Here is a 19,226-nt window from a genome sequence, read left to right on the forward strand (position 1 = left end):
ACGGGTGAGCGGGCCTGTTCGTGCGCGGAGGCTCAGCCGAAGCGGCCCGAGATGTAGTCCTCGGTCTCTTTCTTCGTCGGGTTCGAGAACATCGTCTCGGTGTCGTTGATCTCGACGAGCTGTCCCGGCTGGCCGACCGCCTCGAGGTTGAAGAACGCGGTCTGGTCGCTGACGCGGGCGGCCTGCTGCATGTTGTGGGTCACGATGACGATGGTGTACTCCTTCTTGAGTTCACCCATCAGGTCCTCGATGGCCAGCGTCGAGATCGGGTCGAGCGCCGAACACGGCTCGTCCATGAGCAGGACGTCGGGAGAGACCGCGATGGCGCGGGCGATGCACAGACGCTGCTGCTGACCACCCGACAGTCCGCCGCCCGGCTTGTCGAGGCGATCCTTGACCTCTTCCCAGAGGTTGGCGCCGCGCAGGCTCTTCTCGGCGACGTCGTCGAGCTGTGATCGGTTCCGCACACCCTGCAGACGCAGGCCGGCGACGACGTTGTCGCGGATCGACATCGTCGGGAACGGGTTCGGCCGCTGGAACACCATGCCGATGGTCGCGCGCACGCTCACCGGGTCCACGGTCTTGCCGTAGATGTCCTCGCCGTCGAGCAGCACGCTGCCCTTGGCGTAGGCACCCGGGGTGACCTCGTGCATGCGGTTGAGGGTTCGGAGCACGGTCGACTTACCGCAGCCCGACGGGCCGATGAACGCGGTGATGCAGCGCGGCGGCACCTCGAGGGTGACGTCCTTGACCGCGTGAAAGTCGCCGTAATAGATGTTCAGGTCTTTGATGTCGAGGCGCTTTGCCATGTCATTGGTCCGTTCTGGAAAAGATGACCCGAGAAGGGTGGGAGGTCAGGAAGTCTTGGGGGCGAAGATCTTCGACACCGCCTTGGCGCCGAAGTAGACGATGGCAACGAGGATCACCAATGTCAGCGCCGCGCCCCATACCTGATCGAAGGCGCCCGGTCCGTTGTTGTACTGCTGCACCATCATCAGCGGCAGCGACTGCTGGTTGCCGTCGAAGGGATTCCAGTTCATCGCGCGTGTGGCACCGACGAGGATGAGGACCGGCGCCGATTCGCCCATGACCCGGGCGATGGCCAGCATCACGCCGGTGACGATGCCCGACAGGGCCGTCGGCAGGACGATCTTCACGATCGTCTTCCACTTCGGGATACCCAGGGCGTACGACGCCTCGCGAAGGTCCTGCGGGACGATCTTCAGCATCTCTTCGGTGGCGCGCACCACGAGCGGGACCATCAGCAACACCAGCGCGATCGCGACCACGAATCCCGAGCGGGGCAATCCGAGGGTGGTGCGCCACACCGCGTAGACGAACAGCGCGGCGACGATCGAGGGCACACCCGAGAGGATGTCGACCATGAACGTGGTGACACGCGCGAGGAGCGATTTCTTCGTCGCGTACTCCACCAGATAGATGGCGACGAAGATGCCGAGCGGGATGGAGATGACCGCCGCGAGGGCGGTCTGCATCAGCGTGCCGACGATCGCATTGGCGGCGCCGCCGCGTCGCTCGGCCTGGGTCCACCAGTCGATGTCGATGATCGTCTCGATACCCCGCGACACCAGCGTGAAGACCAGCCAGAGCAGGGGAACCAGCGCCAGCAGCAGGGCGGCCATGACGGCGACGCGGACGGTCCCGTCGGTGAAACGCCGACGCCCGGACATCGGGGTGAAGCCGGAGGGCTTCTTGACCGGATCGGCCGCGGAAGTAGTCGTGGTCACAGACATGGTCACTTCTTTCCGGCGACGACCGCGCGGGCGGCGGCGTTGACGATGAAGGTCAGGACGAACAGGGTCAGGCCGGCCGAGATGTAGGCGCCGGTCTTGGCGGGCGAGTCGAATTCGGCCGCGTTGTTGGCGATCTTGGTCGCGAAGGTCTCGCCGCTCTCCATGAGGTTGAAGTTCATGGGACCGGCGGTCGAGATGATGAGCAGCAGGGCCATCGTCTCGCCGAGCGCGCGGCCCAGGCCGAGCATCGAACCGGAGATGTATCCGGAGAACCCGAAGGGCAGCACGGCGACCTTGACGACCTCGAACTTGGTGGCGCCCAGGGCGAGCGCGGCCTCACGATGCCCCTTGGGGGTCTGCATGAAGACCTCGCGGGTGACCGCGGTGATGATCGGCAGGATCATGACCGCCAGCACGATGCCTGCGGTCAGCAGCGTGCCGCCGGTGCTCATGTTCGCGATCTGGGTGGGTTCCTGGAAGAACGGCAGGAAGCCGAGATTGCCGACCAGCCACTCGTTCACCGGCACCAGCGCCGGGCCGAGCACGAGGATGCCCCAGAGGCCGTAGACGATGGACGGCACCGCGGCGAGGAGGTCGACGGTGTAGGTGATCGGGCCGACGAACCGCTTCGGCGCGTACTCGGTGAGGAAGATCGAGATACCCAGCGCCACCGGCATGGCGATCAGCAACGCGATGACCGACACCACGACCGTTGCGTAGAACAGCTGGGGGATACCGAAGGCGAGCTGATCTCCGCTGGTGATCCACTGCCCGGTGTAGGTGAAGAAGTTCTCCTCGTTCTGCGCCAGCGACGGAATCGCCTGTGCGAGAAGGAAGAGTGCGATCAGCGCGATGACGATCGAGACCACGAATCCCGAGCCGACGGCCAGGGTGCGGAACACCCGATCGGCGACGCGGTGATGCGCGGCCGCGTGGAGCGAGGATCCGGGTTGGTCGGGCGATGACCCGGGGGCCTGGACTTCGCCGGTGTCCGGCGGGATCGCGCCACCCTCTTTGCTCAGCGAGGTCATGCGTCCTTCTTGTGATTCGGCTCTGGTCATTGGGGCCACTTCCCGCCGTCTCGTGGACACGCGAAATGTCGTGTCAGTGTGTCAACCACACGCGCGGGGCCGCAACCGAGGCGGCCCCGCGCACGTGATCAGAGGGGATTGATCAGGCGTTTCCGGACCCACCGGACAGCGAGTCGATGGTCCCCTGCAGCTTGGTCTTGAAGGCGTCGGGCACCGGCACGTAGCCGATCTCCTCGAGACCGGCCTGGCCGTCGTTCAGGACCGCGGTGAACGCGTCCTTCAGCGTCTGGCTGGTGGCCTCGTCCTCGTAGCCCGCCGAGCAGACGATCGAGTACGGGGTGAGCAGCAGCGGGTAGGCGCCCGGAGCCTTCGAGGCGAACAGGGCGTCGGTGTCGACGACGAGGTCCTTGCTGGCCGGATCGGCGAAGGCGAGCGACTCGAGGGCGTTGCCCGCGCTCTCCGCGTTCAGCGTGACCGGACCGGCACCGAAGTCGACCTGGGCGACACCGAGGTTGTTCTCGGTGGCGAAGCCCCACTCGACATAGGTGATCGAACCGGGGGTCTTGCTGACGGTGTCGCCGACGCCGGTCGACTTCGAGGCACCGGAACCGACACCCTTGGGCGCGAATTCCTTGCTGTGCTCGTACGGCCAGTCAGCCGGAGCCGCGTTCTCCAGGAAGCGCTGGAAGTTGTCGGTGGTACCCGAGCTGTCCGAGCGGTAGACCGGGACGATGTCGGTGGTGGGCAGCGACACACCGGGGTTCAGCGCGGCGATCTTGGGATCGTTCCAGGTGGTGATCTTGCCGTTGAAGATCTGCGCGATGACGCTGGGATTGAGCTTGAGGTCCTCGACACCGTCGAGGTTGTAGGCGACCGCGACGGGGCCGACGACCAGCGGGAGGTGCCAGGGGGCGTTGCCGTTGCAACGTGCGGTGGCGTCGGTGACCTCGTCGTCCTTGAGGGCCGAGTCCGAGCCGGCGAAGTCGACGTCGCCCGCGATGAACTTCTTGATGCCGTCGCCCGAGCCGCTGCCGGTGTAGTCGAGCACGATGTCGCTGTTGTCGGTGAGGACCTGGCTGAAGTGCTCCATGGCCTTCTGCTGCGCGGTCGAGCCCTCGCCGCTGACAGTCTGTTCGCTTCCCCCACCGCCGCACGCCGTGACGAGTGTCAGTGCCGCGATCGCCGACACCGACGCCAGGGCGCCGTTCCGATTGATTTTCACCGCTGGTGTTGCCTTTCCGTTCGCGTTCCCCGCTCCGACCGGCGTCGGCTCCGGAGTGTCCGAGTGGAAAGCTATGGGGGCGTGGTGGACTGATCCCCTCCAAAAGATGAACGACAGGTGAACTGGCCAAGGCAGACGGGATGCGACCTGCCCAGGCGTGATCGTACGTGATCTGCGTAACCCGACATTCGAGACTTGGGCACCTGGCTACAGGACGGATCGTCGGGCTCGCGCGAATCGGCCCGCACACCCGGGGCGGGCTCCTGCCCTCGCCCCACCGGCGAGACCGCCCGGTGGCCTGCCCGACGACCGGCGGCCGCGCGACGCCTCGAGGCCGACGGGCACCATGTCGATCTGGTCGTCGTGGTGGACACGTTCGTCCCACCGCGGGTGCTGCATCGCGCCAAGCGCGCCGACCCGTCCCTCACGACGGCCACCACATATGAACCGCTCCCCGGAAAGAATCGTGGCGCCGACGAATTCGGGTTCCGCTCGCCGGTGTGGTGAGAACCTCGCCGACCGCCGACGCGCAGGCGCTCGAGGAACTCGGTGTCCGGGTGGCGCGGCTGCACCGCCCCCGCCCGTACACCGGTCGCGCGCTCGTGGTGCAGGGCAGCGAGAATCGTGACGACCCTTCGGTGTGGCGGCGGCACATCGTGACCGGGGACGTCGACGTCCTCCGTCTCGAGTGCAATCACCTGTCCGTGGTTCGCGAGCCCCACATCGGCGACGTCGTCGACGCCATCGGCGCCGCACTCGGGCAGCCTCAGCCGTAGGCGACGTCGACGGCGTATCGGGTGAACCCGAGGCGCTCGTAGGTGTGCAGCGCGGCGACGTTGTCACCCTCCACGTAGAGGTTGATCTCCGAGACGCCCTCGCGCGCAAGGTGATGCAGGCCGGCGAGCGTCAACAACCGACCCAGTCCGCGACCCTGCGCCGCAGGATCGACGCCGACGATGTACACCTCGCCGAGGTCCGCGTCGTGCCGCTTCGTCCAGTGGAACCCGAGGAGCTTGCCATCTCCCCCGCCCGATCCGTCGCCGGCACGGTCGAAGGCGAGGAACAAACCCGCCGGATCGAACCAGTCGGCGGCAACCCGTTCACGGATCTGCTCCGGCGACCAGCCACCCTGCTCGGGATGCCAGTCGAAGGCCGCGTTGTTCACCCGCAGGATCTCGGCGTCATCGGCCGGTCCGGCATAGGTCCGCAGGTCGACCGTCGGGTCGACGACGAGTTCGGGGAGTTCGTGGCCGGGTCCGACCGGGCGGCGCAGCTGCAGCAGTTCGCGACGTTTCGTCAGCCCCATCGCCGCGGCGAGCGCCACCGCACCAGGCAGATTTCCATGAGCCCACACCCGGACCCCCGACCCCGATTCGGGCGCGGCCCCGAACGCCGCGTCGAGCAGCGCCCGGCCATGTCCCTCCCGTCGGTGCGCCGGGTCGACAACCGCCTCGATCATCGCCGGCTCGCCGTCGCGACCGGGGACGATGACGGCGTACCCCGCCTTCGACCTGACGTGCACGATCGGCGAGCCCTCGGGGGCGTCGATCGCGGCGACCGCCCCCTCCGAGAGCGGGGCGACACCATCGGCGTCGTTCGCCTCGCGCACCAAACGGTGAGCGAATTCAGCGACGTCGTCGGGCAGTGCGCCTCGACGCACCTGCGGGTCCTCAGTTCCCGGCACTGGCACTGAACTCCTCGTCGAACGGATCGGGACCGTCGAGCGCGTCGTCGAAGTCATCGGTGCCGACCGCATCGGGGCCAGAGGCGTCCTCGGACAGGTCGGCGTCGGCCGCGGGCGCCCGGCCACGCGTCGGACGGACTGCCTTGTATCCGACGTTGCGGACGGTCCCGATCAGCGACTCGTGCTCGCTGCCGAGTTTGGCGCGGAGTCGACGGACATGGACGTCGACGGTGCGGGTGCCGCCGAAGAAGTCGTACCCCCACACCTCCTGGAGCAGCTGGGCGCGCGTGAACACGCGACCCGCATTCTGCGCCAAGTACTTCAGGAGCTCGAACTCCTTGTAGGTCAGGTCGAGCGGACGTCCGCGCAGGCGTGCGGTGTAGGTCCCCTCGTCGATGACGAGTTCCCCCAGCGTGACCTTGCCCGAGGACTCCTCCGCAGCAACCCCCCGGGTTCGAACCACGAGCAGGCGCAACCGGGCATCGAGTTCGGCCGGACCGGTACCCGGCAGCAGGAATTCGTCGATGCCCCAGTCCGCGTTGACCGCGACCAGCCCGCCCTCGGTCAGCACCGCCGCGACCGGCACCGAGGAGCCGGTGCTGCCCAACAGGCGGCACAGCCCGCGGGCCGCCGCCAGGTCGGCGCGGGCATCGACCAGCGCCACATCGGCGTTCCCCGCCTCCATGAGTGACGACACCTCGGTCGGAGCGGTCCGCACCGTGTGCGCGAGCAGCGACAACGACGGCAAGACCGACTCCGGATTCGGGTCGGCCGTCAACAACAAGAGATCCACCCAGCACTCCGATCTCGTTCGTCCCCGTCCCGGACCATCCAGATCGCTCACCACGACGTGAACGCCACCCGCGCGTGGCTCGGCGATTGTTTACGCCGCCTTACCAACGTGTGCGAGATAGGTGACAGAATAGCGCCACCGGCGCGCTCACCTGTTAACAAGGCGACCACGACCGCCGGATGACCACGACGGGGAGGGTGATCGGCCGAGCATGCCGCGCATCCGGAAAGTGCTCGTCATCGGTGTGGTCGCCGCCCTGGCCGCCGCGGGGGTCGCGCTCGGCGTCGACGTCGGGGCCGCCGTTCGCGGGGAGCATCAGTTCTCCCGCGCCCTCGCCCAATCCCCCCGCGTGACTTTCGATCCCGAGGTCACCATCGCGGGTTTCCCGTTCACCCCGCAGTCGTCCGCCGGTCACTTCGACGGGGCCACGATCGCCGCCCGCGGCGTCGAACTACCCGGGTGTCCGCCCGCCCGCGGAGTCTGCCGCGGTGAGCTGGGTGCTTCTCTCGGCCCGTTCGACGTGGCCGACGGCAGCGGATTCTCGGCGAGTGATGTTCTCCACACCGGCTCGATCTCGGCGTACACCCGCCTCGATGCCGTCACCCTGGCCCGGTATCTGCGCATCATCGACCTGACCGTCAGCACCCCGGGACCGGACGACACGGCGGGCGCAGGCGGGCCCCAGGACGGCATCGTCAGTCGCGAGACCGGCGTCGTGCTCACCGGCACGGTCGCACTGCCGCCGGGCGACGGGCTCGATCCCGCCGACCCGCCGTCGGCGTCGTCCTACGACCGCCCCAAGGTGCGGGTGAGTGTGTCCGTCGACCTCTCCGTCGTCGACGGCGCACTGGACATCCGGGCGACCGGCTTCTACACCGGCCCCGAACGCCACGTCGACGCCGAGGTCCCGGCGGAATTCCGCGCCGCCGTGCTCGATCGGTTCAGCCTGACGCTCCCGCGCCTGCCGATGGCCTGGGATGTCGAACCCGATCGCGCGGAGAGTTTCGGCGGGGACGTCCAACTGGTCGGCGACTCCGGTCCGGCATCGGTGCGCCTCGACCGCTTCTGAGCAGTTCAGACCGTGTTCTCCCGGTCTCGGCGGCAAAGCACCCCGGCCGTTGGGGGCTCGATCGGCTCTGTTGTACCCTCGTGGGCATGCAGCAGCGCCGTGAGTACTTGCTCACACGACGCCGGGCGATCGACTTCTGTCGTGTCGCCGACTGCTGTTGTCGCACTCGCCGTTGACGGTGTGACCAACCCGTGCTGCGTTGAGCAGCCGGTCCGCCCACACCGTCGATGAGAACGGGGGCGTCTCCACCGAGGTCTGCGACCTCGTTCCCATGCGCCGTCACCCGTGCTCATCTCCCCGAGACGCGGGCATCCTTCTCGCGCCTCACCGTCTCCACCATCTCCATCCGTTCGACGACCATCACCGATCCACTCCGAAAGGACACCGCCATGGCACGTTCCGACGTCCTGGTCAGCACCGAATGGGCTGAGCAGAACCTCAATGCCGACAAGACCGTCTTCGTCGAGGTCGACGAGGACACCTCGGCCTACGACGGCGGGCACATCGCCGGCGCCGTCAAGCTCGACTGGAAGACCGACCTGCAGGATCCGGTCCGCCGCGACTTCGTCGATGCCGAACAGTTCGGCAAGCTGCTCTCCGAGCGCGGGATCGCGAACGACGACACCGTGATCCTCTACGGCGGCAACAACAACTGGTTCGCTGCATACGCCTACTGGTACTTCAAGCTGTACGGCCACAACGACGTCAAGCTCCTCGACGGCGGCCGCAAGAAGTGGGAGCTCGACGGTCGCCCGCTGTCCAGCGACGCCGTCAGCCGTCCCGCCACGACCTACAAGGCCGGCGAGCCGGATGTCAGCATCCGCGCGTTCCGCGATGAGGTCGTCGACGCCATCGGCACCAAGAACCTCGTCGACGTGCGCAGCCCGGACGAGTTCTCCGGCAAGATCCTCGCGCCGGCCCACCTCCCGCAGGAGCAGAGCCAGCGTCCCGGTCACATCCCGAGCGCGATCAACGTGCCGTGGAGCAAGGCCGCCAACGAGGACGGCACCTTCAAGTCCGACGAGGAGCTCAAGGAGCTCTACGGCGAGGCGGGACTCGACGGCTCGAAGGACACCATCGCGTACTGCCGCATCGGCGAGCGGTCGAGCCACACCTGGTTCGTGCTGAAGGAACTGCTCGGCCAGCAGAACGTCAAGAACTACGACGGCAGCTGGACCGAGTACGGCTCGCTGATCGGCGTCCCGATCGAACTCGGAGAAGGAAAGTAAGAGATATGTGTGCTGCACCCAAGCAGGGACAGAAGCTGCCCGCTGGCGTCGACGTGGAGAAGGAGACCGTCCTGACCGGACAGGTCACCGACGGCTCGGGTTCGCCCGTCGCCGGCGCCTTCGTGCGTCTGCTCGACTCGACCGGTGAGTTCACCGCCGAGGTCGTGGCATCGCCCACCGGCGACTTCCGTTTCTTCGCCGCCCCCGGCACCTGGACGCTGCGCGCCCTGTCCGCGGTGGGCAACGGCGACGTGACGATCAGCCCCGAGGGCCCCGGCATCCACGAGAAGGACATCACCGTCTCGAAGTGACGCCACGCTCGACCCGGCAGCCCGGTCACCGCATCCGCGGTGACCGGGCTGTCTCGTTCTCACCGCCCTCTGATCCCACTGGTCCCTGAGGTGAGAGGAGCGTAAGCGACGAGCCACGAAGGGCCCACCCCTCGACGGCGCCCTGACCACGCCGGGGTTAGAATTTCCCTCGTGGTCCTCTTCTTCGAAATCCTGCTGATCCTGGCCGCCGTGCTGATCACCTGGTTCGGTGTCTACACCCTGTACCGTCTGGTGACCGACGAGTCGTGACGTCCTCACCCGGAGATCCGGCCGCGGACGGCCCCGCCGGCGCGGAGTCATCCGGTGACGGGTTCGCCGCCGAAGCCCGCCGGTCGGGCGACGAGGCGATCAGTCAGGCCGAGGCCCGGGCGGTGGAGTCCGGCAGCCGTGAACGCAACGTCCCCACATGGGATGATCTGCCGCTCCCGGCCGACACCGCGAACCTCCGCCTCGGCGCGGACCTGCATCCCGGCCTCCTCGCACTCCTGCCGCTCGTCGGCGTGTGGCGTGGCGAGGGCGAAGGCCACGATCCCCAGACGGACACCGACTATCACTTCGCTCAGCAGATCGTCGTGTCCCACGACGGCCAGAACTTCCTCACCTGGGAGTCCCGCTCGTGGGTGATCGACGACGATGCTGCCTACCAGCGGCCCGACCTCCGCGAGTCCGGGTTCTGGCGGATCGGTGAGGACGACACCATCGAATTGCTCCTCGCCCACGCCGAGGGCTCGATCGAACTCTTCTACGGCACTCCCCTGAATCAGACCACCTGGGAACTCGCCACCGACGTCGTCATCAAGGCAGAATCAGGTCAACGCACCGGCGGCGCCAAACGGCTGTACGGACTCGTCGCCGACGGCGACCTCGCCTACGTCGAGGAGCGCGTCGACGCCGACGGGGACCTCACCCCGCGGCTCTCCGCCAAGCTGCGCCGCCACGTCGGCTGATCCACCTCATCGACGGAACCCGCGGCAGGGACGCGCGCCCTGCTCCCGGCGGCTCGCACATTCGCCCCGCTCGCTTCGCTCCCGGCGGCTCGGCCCCCTGCTCCCTGAGGTGCGAGCGAAGCGAGCCTCGAAGGGCCGCCGATCCGAGAACGCAAGGTACAGATTGCGTTTCGGCAGCGCGCTGTACACCGGCGCGCCGAGCATGACGACGACCGAACCGTAGGCGGTGACTTCCCCCGGCCGACCCGCCCAACCGGGATGCACGGTTCCCGACCTCGACATGTACGGGGCGTGCCCGGCCGTGCCGCCGCCCCGGCGACCGACGACCGAGAACACCTCAGCGCGGGCGGACTGCGGGGAGAGTTCGAAGACGGCACGCCCACCCGGTGGGCATTCGACGAAGGTGAACTCCGTGCCGGACCGATGGACCACCCCGATCCAGTCGCTGCCCGCGTTGCGTACGACGAACGTCGAACCGCCCGTCCGGTACTGGTACGAGACACCGGCCGCCGCGGCATCGAGCATGTGCCGACCGGAGACACCGCCGTTCCACTCCGCGCTCCACGGGGTGAGATATCGCTGGTCGAGGAACTCGCGGCGGGTGGGGATCGGAACCGTCACCGGCATCACCCGCCCGTCGCGCACCCACACCGCGCCGTACAGAACCGGCCGGCCGTCAGCGGTGCGGGGGGCCTGGAGGTAGGTGAGCGAATCCGCCTCCGGCAGAGCGATTTCCGAACCGGGAGGCAAGAGTTCGACATACGACCGGCCATCCTCGAGCAGGACCACGGCAGCCACGTCGTGCACACCACGGTTGTGGACGGCGATGCGGTCACCGGCCTCCCGCGACAGGTCCTCGGCGTGGAACAGGCCGGCGGCGTGCGGGTCGGCGAACGCGAATCGGGGTGCCGACGCCGTCCCGAAGTCCGGGTCGCCCGGGGTCCAGTAGTTCTCGCCCACCACGGGTTCGATGCGATCGCGATCCTGCGTCCCGACCGCCGCGGCGACATGCATGGTCACCATCTCTTCTTCTCCCTCTCGGCGCCCCGGCGGGCGCCGTGGACTGTGCTGTGCTCCCAGTCCAGCGGTTTCACGCCGCGGTTTCGCGAGTACTGCGCTACGCGAATCTTGTAGCGCTGCCCTACCTGCGCCCGGATCGGTTTCGGATGGAACCGGGACGCAGATCGAGTCGACGCAGCAGCTGTGCGTTCAACGCCACGACCACCGTCGAGGCGGACATCAGGATCGCGCCGACACTCATGGGCAGGACGAACCCGATCGGCGCCAGGATCCCGGCCGCCAACGGCACCGAGATGAGGTTGTAACCTGCTGCCCACCAGAGGTTCTGCGCCATCTTCCGATAGCCGGCACGCGACAGCTCGATGACCGACAGGACCGATCGCGGATCAGAGGAGGCGAGGATGACGCCGGCCGAGCCGATGGCCACGTCGGTGCCGGCACCGATCGCGATCCCGACGTCGGCCTGCGCGAGTGCGGGGGCGTCGTTGACGCCGTCGCCGACCATCGCGACGCGACGACCTTCGTGCTGCAGGTCCGCGACGATGGCGGCCTTGTCCTCGGGTCGGACCCAGGCGTACACCCGGTCGATGCCCAACCGGCCGGCGACATCGTCGGCCACCGCCTGCGCGTCGCCGGTGATCATCACGACCTGCACGTCGAGAGCGTGGAGTTCGTCCACGGCCACACGCGACTCCGGACGCACCTCGTCGGCGAGCCGGAACGCCCCCACGACACGATCGTCGACGAGCACGTGCAGGATGATCGCCCCCTGCTCCCGCCACGACGACGCGACGGGCAGTTCGTCGAGGCCGCGCTCGGCGAGCAGGTTGGGTCCACCCACCCGGACCCCGTGGCCGTCGACGGATGCAGACACCCCCACCGCAGGCGACGAGGAGAAGTCCTGTGCGACGGGCAGATCGATTCCCTCATCTCGAGCGGCCCGCACGATCGCCGAGGCCAGCGGATGCTCACTGCCCGCCTCCGCGGCGGCCGCGAGGGTCAGCACTCGACGCCGGTCCTGCCCGGGAGCCGGTTCGAGCTCGAGGACGGTCGGTTCTCCCTTCGTCAGGGTGCCGGTCTTGTCGAAGAGCACGGCGTCGACGTTGCGCATCGACTCGAGGGCGAGCCTGTCCTTGATCAGGACCCCGGCGCGCGCGGCCCGCTCTGTGGCGATGGAGACGACGAGCGGGATCGCGAGTCCCAACGCGTGGGGGCATGCGATGACCAGCACCGTGATCACGCGAACGACCGCCTCGTCGGGCGATCCGACCGCGGTCCAGGCGATCGCGGTGAGGACCGCGGCGCCGAGTGCGAACCAGAACAGCCACCCGGCCGCGGTATCGGCGAGTCGTTGGGCCCGTGACGACGATGCCTGCGCATCGGCGACGAGGCGTCCGATCCCGGCCAGCGCGGTGTCGTCGCCGGTCGCGGTCACGCGGACCCGCAGTCCGGAATCGGTCGCGACGGTGCCGGCGACCACGACGTCACCGACCTCCCGCCGAACGGGTGCCGACTCCCCGGTGACCATCGACTCGTCCATGCTCGCCGAACCGTCGACGATGGCGCCGTCGGCGGGCACGGACCCGCCGGGCCGGACGACGACCACGTCGCCGACGACCAGTTCCTCGGGAGATACCGAGATGATGTCGCTGCCCACGACCTTCTCGGCCTCGTCCGGAAGGAGCGCGGCGAGTGAGTCGAGAGCCGATGTCGTCCGGGCCAGCGAGCGCATCTCGATCCAGTGGCCGAGCAGCATGATCACGACGAGCAGTGCCAGCTCCCACCAGAAATTCAGGTGGTGGTCGAACAGGTGCAGCGTCGAACCCCAGGAGGCGACGAAGGCGACGGTGAGCGCGAGCGAGATCAGAAGCATCATCCCCGGGCGACGAGCTCGGAGCTCGGCGGCCGCGCCGACGAGGAACGGGCGCCCGCCCCACACGAAGAGAACTGTGCCGAGCAGCGGTGACACCCACCGGACCCACTCCGCGTCGGGCAGACCGTAGCCGAGTATGTCGGCGAACATGTCGTTGAAGGCCACGGTCGGGACCGCCAGCACGAGCATGATCCAGAACAGTCGCCGGAATTGCGCCACGTGGTCGCCGTGGCCCGCATGGCCGGCATGTCCGCCGTGGCCGGTGTGATCGGCGTGCCCCTCGTGGCCGTCGGGCCCGGGATCGAACTGGGGGCGGTGCGCGTGGTCGGCCGGTGCCGGCGTTGTCGGTGGATGGTCGTGGTGCGTGTTCATGAGGTCGAGGGTATACCCCCCTAGGGTATATACGCCAGGGGTACTTCTACCCTGTAGGGGTATTCACCGAACAAAACCGTCAGCAGACATGGAACGGCCCCCGCACCGCCCACGAAGGGCCTGCGCCGACCGGACCGGGTCGGGATGCGGGGGCCGGGTGACCACCTGGTATTCGCTTGCGCCGACCGGCGGGAATCCCGCCTCGGTGCGACACGAATGCCACACGGTCAACTGCTAACGGATGGTCACCTCACATGTCCGATGAGAAATCACTATCAGACCACCTCCTTCCTTGTGTACCCGCGAACGTACGCCCGATTCGGGCGGGCCGCAACGGATTAAGGCGGTCAGGGAGTCGGCACCGGCGCCACGGACGGGCCGGGAGCCGGGGACGGCGCACCGGAGGGTGCCGAACTCGGGCCGGGCAGCGGCTTCGCGTCGGGCGGCAATGACTCGACGACCTCGATCTTCGATCGGAACGTGTCGTCGGTGATCACCTCGATCGAGTTGATCATCCAGCGGTCGCCCTCGCGTTTCATGTCGAAGGTCAGCCGCGACGGGTTGATGCTCACGAGTTCCTTGTTGCCGCGGGTCACCGACTGATTCATGAAGATCAGGACCTGCGAGGTGTCCGCGGTGTTGGTCACCACACCCGCGTCCTGGATCGTCACCTCGGACACCACCGACTGCTTGCGCACCTCGGCGGCGAGATTGTTGTCGGTGATCAGCTTCGTGTACTCCGGCTTCGCCGGCCCGGTGAGCACACTCATCGACTGGTCGATGTGCTCGGTGACGTTCTCGGCGTTGTACCCGAACATCGTCGTCGCATAGTCCCGGGCCGCCGCCAGCGACGATGCGCGGGCGTCCTCGACCCCGCGGCCCTGGGTGAAGCGAAAACCGAGAAATGCGGTCACGGCGATCGCGGCGACCAGCACCACGCCGAGTGCGATCAGACCCAGGCGCCCCTTGCGCAGGGCGAATCGAGATCCGGTCGACTTCGGCGCGGGCTCGGATCGGGGCGCGGACTCGGAGCGGGCCGACATCACGCCACCCACTCGAAGTCGGTCATCTTGAGGTCGCCGTTGATCCGCGTCATGTCCACCCGCCAGCGGAACACCTTCTCCTGTGACGGCACCTCGCCGTCGAGCGATCGCTGATGCCAGCCGAACACCATGATGACCGAGCCTTCGTCGGGTTCGGCCTTGGTCACCGCGGACGAGAGGATGAGCGAGCGGGTCTCGAGCTTGCCGTCCCGGACAAGGGCCGCCACCTGCTGGATGTTGTTCTCGACCTCTTGCTTGACCTTGCCGCTCGTGTCCTCCTGGACCGACGTCAGCGTCTGGTCGACGGTGTCGGGATTCATGCTGGTCAGGTTCACGAGAACCTGCGAAGCGAACGCGGAATACTCGGCCCGCAGGTCGTCGGTCCGGTCCTGACGCGCGATGCCGAGCGCGAACACCACCGATGCGATGGCGCACACGACGATGACCACGAGCGCCACCACGACGCCCACGATCGCCTTCGCCGACCGACGACGATCGGACCCGCGATAACGGACGCGACGCTTGCCTTTCCGCGTCACCGCCGCCGACGACGCCGCGGCCGTCCGGGCGCGTCGACGCTCCCGGTAACCGACGGTCTTCTCGACCTCGGACGGGTCGGGCGAGATCGACTGCTCCGCAGTGACTTTCTCCTCGTGCTCGGCGGTGGTCATCGGCTGCGCGGCGGCCACATCCGAGGACTCGGGTTCCACGGGCGCGGGGACCGGGGCGGCCGGCGTCGACGGCTTCTTCCCCGTCGGACGCCCACGCCGGATCGGCGCCGACCGCACCGGCCGCTTCACGTTGCGGCGATCACCTGCACGCTCCGAGCCGGACCGTTCCGGGGACGTCGTGCGAGGACCGTCCGGCGTCACGGGGTGACCGTCCCGCTGATCATCGTCTGCCATGTACTGCTCTGTTCCTGCTCATCACTGCCGGCCCCGGCGTTGTAGGTCTTCCCGTCGGGCCCGATGAAGTCACCCGAGTCCGGGTCGTAGGTCGTCGCATACACCGCGGGCTCCGCGTCGAAGTCCTTCGGTGTGCCGGGTGTCACGGTACCGGAGGACGCCGGCTGCCATTTCAGGCCGAACGGCAGCCCACTCTGGAACGGGTCGACCGAGCCCGGTTTCGGTACGTAGCCTGTGGCACACTCTGCGGGGGTGGGTGCGCGACGGCCCGGAAACTCCGCGCACGGATAGTTACGCGCACCGCGGACGGCGATGTTGGAGTTCTGCGGCACCCGGCACAGCATTCCCGGCGGGAGCTCCCGGGCGGTCTGCACCGACGGCCAACGCCAGTCCTCCTTGGGGAGGAAACCGATGTTGCACGGCGGCCGGTCCTGGAAACCGAGCGAGAAGTTCACGTTCGGACCGAACCGGTTGGTGCCGGTGTTCACGGCCGTGATCAACGAACTGACCAGTCGCGGATAGAGAACGAGCACCTGCTTCCAGTTCGGCAGGTACACCACCTGGGTCTTGGCGATCGTACCGAGGTTCGACACGAGCAACGGGTACGACGCACCGAGGGATTCGAAGAGTTCCTGACTCTTCGACGCGGTCGACGGCCCCTTGCGCAGGATGTCGCCGATCTCGGGCCGGTTCGCCCGCAACTGATCGGTGAACGCGGTGACGTTTCTTGTCCAGGAACGGATGTCGTCGGCCGTACGTGACTGGGTTGCCAGCAGTGGTGCGCCCTGTTCGACGAGTTGGATTGTCGTGTCGGTGTTCTTGTTCGCCTCGTCGACGAACAGCACCATCGAGTCCAGCAGGCGCTGCAACGCCTCCCCGGTGCCGTTGAACGCGATGAACGCCTCGTCCATCAGCGACCGCAAACGGGTGTCACCGATCTCGGCCAGCAGGCGGTCGGCCTGGTCGAGCATCGCCGAGATCTCCACCGGGACCTCGTCGGTCGACACCGTCGCGCCGTCCTGCAGGTATTCGCCGGACTCGCCCGCCTCGGGATCCGGCGTGAACTCGACGAACTGCTCACCGATCGCGGAGACGCTGCGCACCGACGCGGTCGACGAAGCCGGGATCTCCGCGCTGTTCTCGATCGTCAGCACCGCTTCGACGCCGGTGTCGGTCAGCTGCACGGAGTCGACCTTGCCGACGTACACGCCGCGGTAGCTGACGTTCGCGTTCTGGTACAGCCCACCGCTGGTGGGCAGCAGCAGCTGCACCTGGTAACTGCCGACCCCGAACATCGACGGGATGCGGATGTAGAACAGCGCCATCACCACCATCGCGACCACGGTCACGATGGCGAAGATCATCAGCTGCATCCGGACGAATCTCGTGATCTTCATCAGCGGCCACCTCCCGCGGCCGGGACTGCCGCCGGCGTGGTCGGCGAGACCCGCGGGACCATGTTCGCCGGAATCGGTTCGGCCGAGTCGGGCACGCGTTCGCCGCCCGGTTGCAGGGGCGCGATGAACGGGTTCAGTCCGCGCGCGGCGGCGCCTGCGGGCCGTCCGAAGACGCCCTCGGGGCCGGTGACGCCGAGGCTGGCGAACATGCTCTTGCTCAGTCGTTCGACGGTGAGGTCGAGCACCAGATCGGAGTTCACGTAGTCACCCTTGACGATCTGTCGGATCGTCGGCTCGTAGAACGGGAAGGTCAGCAGGATGTTCAGCGATTGAGTCATCGCGGGACCCGCGGCCTGGAGCTGATCGAGGGCCGGTTCGATCCCCTCCACGATCGTCACGATGTCCTCGGAGTTGGCGTCGAGGATGTCGTTGGCGGTCTTCGACAGCGTCGCGACCGAACCGAGAGTGTCGAGGAACTGCTGACGCTGGTCGACGAGCAACTGCAGGATCTGCGGGGCGTCGGCGAGCGCCCGCTCGATGGTGCCCTTCTGCTCGTTCATGGTGCGCGACAACCGGTCGAGTCCCTCGGTCGCGCGGATGATGTTGCCCTTCTGCGCATCCAGATCGGCGACGAGGGTGTTCAACCGCGGGATGAGCTCCTTGATCTGCTCCTCGCGTCCGCCGAAGACGTCGCTCATCTCGTGCACGATGTCGCCGATCTGCGACAACCCACCGCCGTTGAGGACCACCGACAGCGAACTCAGCACCTGCTCGGTACTGGGGTAGGTACACGCCGACACCTGTTGTGCCGCATTAATGTCGGGCACCGCGGGCACCGACGGGTCGGTCACGATGTTGGACTGCTCGGGACACTTGGTCAGGGGGATCTGGTCGCCGGGTTCGAGCCGGCCGCCCTCGGGCTCGGCCGGTTGCACGATCTCGAGGTGCGTCGAACCCAGCACACTGGTCAGCCCGACCATGACATGCGAACCGCGCGGGACGATCACCCCGTCGTTGAGCCGCATCGTGACGAGCGCGTTCCAGTCCTGGACCTCGATGTCGCCGATGCTGCCGACCGTCGCGTCGTCGATGAGCACCGGCGCGTTGTTGACCAGTCCGGCCGCCGACGGGATGACCGCGGTGATCTCGTAGGATTCACCGCCGGTACCTTCGGCTCCAGGGACCGGGAGCGAGTTGGGGCCGTCGAAGGAACATCCGGCGAGGACGAGCGCGAGGCTCGCCGCGCCCACGATGAGCGAACCACGGGGTCGTACCGACCTCATCGCTCACCCCCGAACGGCACCAGCAGATCCTCGAGCGGGCTGCCCCGGTTGTCACGACGGGTCTCGTTGTCGAGCCGGGTGACCCCGGCATTCGCACGAGCCCGGACGCTCGCGTTCTGGTACTCGAGCTGGCTCGGCGTGGCGTTGCGACCCTGCACCGGATTGGTCAGGAACGGTGGGTAGTTCATCGAGATCGACGACAGGACCGGAGCCAGGATCTCCACACACTTGTCGACATCCGCCATCGTCGATCCCGGCCGCTTGGTGGATTCCATGGTTCCGCACAACAGAGTGATGAGATTTGTTCCCATCCCCAAACCGAAGACACCCGACAGGGATCCCGAAAGCGGGTTGTAGATGTTGTAGAAGTTCGCGAGCTGGTTGGGCGCCGAATGCAACACGCCACGCACCTGTTCGTCCTTGTCCGCCACGATCTTCGTACTCGCGGCCAGACGCTCCACCGATGACGACAGCGCCGTCTGATTGGTGTCGATGAAGGTCTGCACATCGGTCATCGCCGCGTCGAGACCTTTGAGCGCTTCATCGAGCTCGGTCGTGTTGTCCGCGAGCACGGAACTGACCGAGGCGATCCGGCCGTTGAACTGCACGAGTTGCTCGTGGCTTCCCGACAATGCATCGGTGAGTTTCTGAAGACTCTGGATGGTGGCGAACAGGTCGCCGCTGCCGGCTGCGAGGGTGCCGATCACGTCGGACACCTCCCGGATCGACGCGTTGATCGCCTCGCCGTTGCCCTCGAGATTCTCGTCGAAGACGTTCACCGCCTTGGCCGCCGAGCCCGGATCGGCCCCTTGCGGACCGATGGCCTCGGTGAGTCGGGTGAGCTGGGCCTTGATGTCGTCCCACTCCATCGGCACCGCGGTGCGGTCCATCGGGATGTCGGCGCCGTCGGACATCTCCGGCCCACCGGAGTAGACCGGCGTCAGCTGTACGAACCGACCGGAGACCAGGCTCTGCGCGACGATGACGGCCTTCGCGTCCTGCGGGATGTCGACGCTCTTGTCCACGCGCAGTTCGACTTTCACGTCGTTCTCGCGCGGGGTGATCGCGGAGACGCTACCCACGTTCACACCGAGCACCCGGACCGGGTCCCCCTTGTACAGACTGGCGACCCCGGCGAAGTAGGCGGTGAACGTATTCGTCGTCGACTTGGTGAACACCTTCCAGCCCACGAGGACCAGGGCGACCGCGAGAATCACGGCGAGTACCCCGAAGAGCACCTTGCGTCCGATGGACATACTTCCGACGGTCATG

At 67.4% G+C, this 19,226-nt stretch carries 19 protein-coding genes; 6 read left to right on the plus strand and 13 right to left on the minus strand.

What is annotated here, in order from left to right:
- Positions 1 to 32: 32 nt before the first annotated feature.
- The 4 genes from pstB to pstS form a co-directional block, all read right to left on the minus strand.
- Complete coding sequence (gene pstB, locus AS181_RS21475) at positions 33 to 809, minus strand: phosphate ABC transporter ATP-binding protein PstB (protein ID WP_004022008.1); 777 nt, start codon at positions 807 to 809, stop codon at positions 33 to 35.
- 45 nt (positions 810 to 854) lie between these two features.
- Positions 855 to 1,754 carry a phosphate ABC transporter permease PstA gene (gene pstA, locus AS181_RS21480; protein ID WP_058253533.1) on the minus strand — a complete coding sequence of 300 codons (900 nt, stop codon included), beginning with the start codon at positions 1,752 to 1,754 and terminating at the stop codon, positions 855 to 857.
- 2 nt (positions 1,755 to 1,756) lie between these two features.
- Positions 1,757 to 2,785 (minus strand): phosphate ABC transporter permease subunit PstC, encoded by a 1,029-nt coding sequence (gene pstC / locus AS181_RS21485; protein WP_058253534.1) that lies wholly within the window; start codon positions 2,783 to 2,785, stop codon positions 1,757 to 1,759.
- A 142-nt stretch (positions 2,786 to 2,927) separates the two neighbouring features.
- The gene (pstS, locus tag AS181_RS21490; protein WP_058253535.1) at positions 2,928 to 4,007 is read right to left on the minus strand and encodes a phosphate ABC transporter substrate-binding protein PstS; all 1,080 of its coding nucleotides are present in this window, start codon (positions 4,005 to 4,007) and stop codon (positions 2,928 to 2,930) included.
- A 195-nt stretch (positions 4,008 to 4,202) separates the two neighbouring features.
- On the opposite strand from pstS, the gene AS181_RS25490 reads away from it, so the two are divergent.
- Positions 4,203 to 4,514, plus strand: a complete 312-nt coding sequence (locus tag AS181_RS25490; protein ID WP_058253536.1) for a hypothetical protein — start codon at positions 4,203 to 4,205, stop codon at positions 4,512 to 4,514.
- Positions 4,508 to 4,783 (plus strand): hypothetical protein, encoded by a 276-nt coding sequence (locus tag AS181_RS25495; protein WP_058253537.1) that lies wholly within the window; start codon positions 4,508 to 4,510, stop codon positions 4,781 to 4,783. Before AS181_RS25490 ends, AS181_RS25495 begins: the two co-directional genes overlap by 7 nt.
- On the opposite strand, the gene mshD is transcribed toward AS181_RS25495, so the two are convergent.
- Positions 4,774 to 5,697, minus strand: a complete 924-nt coding sequence (gene mshD / locus AS181_RS21505; RefSeq protein WP_058253538.1) for a mycothiol synthase — start codon at positions 5,695 to 5,697, stop codon at positions 4,774 to 4,776. The genes AS181_RS25495 and mshD overlap by 10 nt on opposite strands.
- Positions 5,678 to 6,484 carry a winged helix-turn-helix domain-containing protein gene (locus AS181_RS21510; protein WP_058253539.1) on the minus strand — a complete coding sequence of 269 codons (807 nt, stop codon included), beginning with the start codon at positions 6,482 to 6,484 and terminating at the stop codon, positions 5,678 to 5,680. Before AS181_RS21510 ends, mshD begins: the two co-directional genes overlap by 20 nt.
- Positions 6,485 to 6,695: 211 nt before the next feature.
- Between AS181_RS21510 and AS181_RS21515 the strand changes: the two genes are divergently transcribed.
- From AS181_RS21515 to AS181_RS21530, 4 genes are all read left to right on the plus strand, one after another.
- On the plus strand, positions 6,696 to 7,553 hold the full coding sequence (locus AS181_RS21515; RefSeq protein ID WP_058253540.1) for an LmeA family phospholipid-binding protein: 858 nt from the start codon (positions 6,696 to 6,698) through the stop codon (positions 7,551 to 7,553).
- A gap of 389 nt (positions 7,554 to 7,942) precedes the next feature.
- Positions 7,943 to 8,782, plus strand: coding sequence for a sulfurtransferase (locus tag AS181_RS21520; protein WP_058253541.1), 840 nt, complete (start codon positions 7,943 to 7,945; stop codon positions 8,780 to 8,782).
- A 5-nt stretch (positions 8,783 to 8,787) separates the two neighbouring features.
- Positions 8,788 to 9,093, plus strand: coding sequence for a DUF1416 domain-containing protein (locus AS181_RS21525; RefSeq protein ID WP_010840619.1), 306 nt, complete (start codon positions 8,788 to 8,790; stop codon positions 9,091 to 9,093).
- 266 nt (positions 9,094 to 9,359) lie between these two features.
- A complete protein-coding gene (locus tag AS181_RS21530; RefSeq protein WP_058253542.1) occupies positions 9,360 to 10,061 on the plus strand; it encodes an FABP family protein in 702 nt (233 codons plus the stop codon).
- Positions 10,062 to 10,067: 6 nt separating this feature from the next.
- Here the strand turns inward: AS181_RS21530 and AS181_RS21535 are convergent, their stop codons facing one another.
- The 7 genes from AS181_RS21535 to AS181_RS21565 all read right to left on the minus strand — a co-directional run bounded on the left by AS181_RS21535 (position 10,068) and on the right by AS181_RS21565 (position 19,225).
- Complete coding sequence (locus AS181_RS21535; RefSeq protein ID WP_231742640.1) at positions 10,068 to 11,084, minus strand: hypothetical protein; 1,017 nt, start codon at positions 11,082 to 11,084, stop codon at positions 10,068 to 10,070.
- Between the two features lie 118 nt (positions 11,085 to 11,202).
- Positions 11,203 to 13,326, minus strand: a complete 2,124-nt coding sequence (locus AS181_RS21540; RefSeq protein ID WP_058253543.1) for a heavy metal translocating P-type ATPase — start codon at positions 13,324 to 13,326, stop codon at positions 11,203 to 11,205.
- 347 nt (positions 13,327 to 13,673) lie between these two features.
- A complete protein-coding gene (locus tag AS181_RS21545; RefSeq protein WP_231742641.1) occupies positions 13,674 to 14,369 on the minus strand; it encodes a hypothetical protein in 696 nt (231 codons plus the stop codon).
- A complete protein-coding gene (locus AS181_RS21550) occupies positions 14,369 to 15,241 on the minus strand; it encodes a hypothetical protein (protein ID WP_374193954.1) in 873 nt (290 codons plus the stop codon). The genes AS181_RS21545 and AS181_RS21550 overlap by 1 nt, the downstream gene beginning before the upstream one ends.
- A complete protein-coding gene (locus AS181_RS21555; protein ID WP_058253545.1) occupies positions 15,238 to 16,671 on the minus strand; it encodes an MCE family protein in 1,434 nt (477 codons plus the stop codon). The genes AS181_RS21550 and AS181_RS21555 overlap by 4 nt, the downstream gene beginning before the upstream one ends.
- Positions 16,671 to 17,954, minus strand: a complete 1,284-nt coding sequence (locus AS181_RS21560) for an MCE family protein (protein WP_058253546.1) — start codon at positions 17,952 to 17,954, stop codon at positions 16,671 to 16,673. The genes AS181_RS21555 and AS181_RS21560 overlap by 1 nt, the downstream gene beginning before the upstream one ends.
- On the minus strand, positions 17,951 to 19,225 hold the full coding sequence (locus tag AS181_RS21565; RefSeq protein ID WP_058253547.1) for an MCE family protein: 1,275 nt from the start codon (positions 19,223 to 19,225) through the stop codon (positions 17,951 to 17,953). The genes AS181_RS21560 and AS181_RS21565 overlap by 4 nt, the downstream gene beginning before the upstream one ends.
- Position 19,226 lies beyond the last annotated feature (1 nt).

It is taken from the genome of Gordonia sp. SGD-V-85, assembly GCF_001456905.1.
In the GTDB taxonomy this organism is placed as follows: domain Bacteria; phylum Actinomycetota; class Actinomycetes; order Mycobacteriales; family Mycobacteriaceae; genus Gordonia; species Gordonia hongkongensis.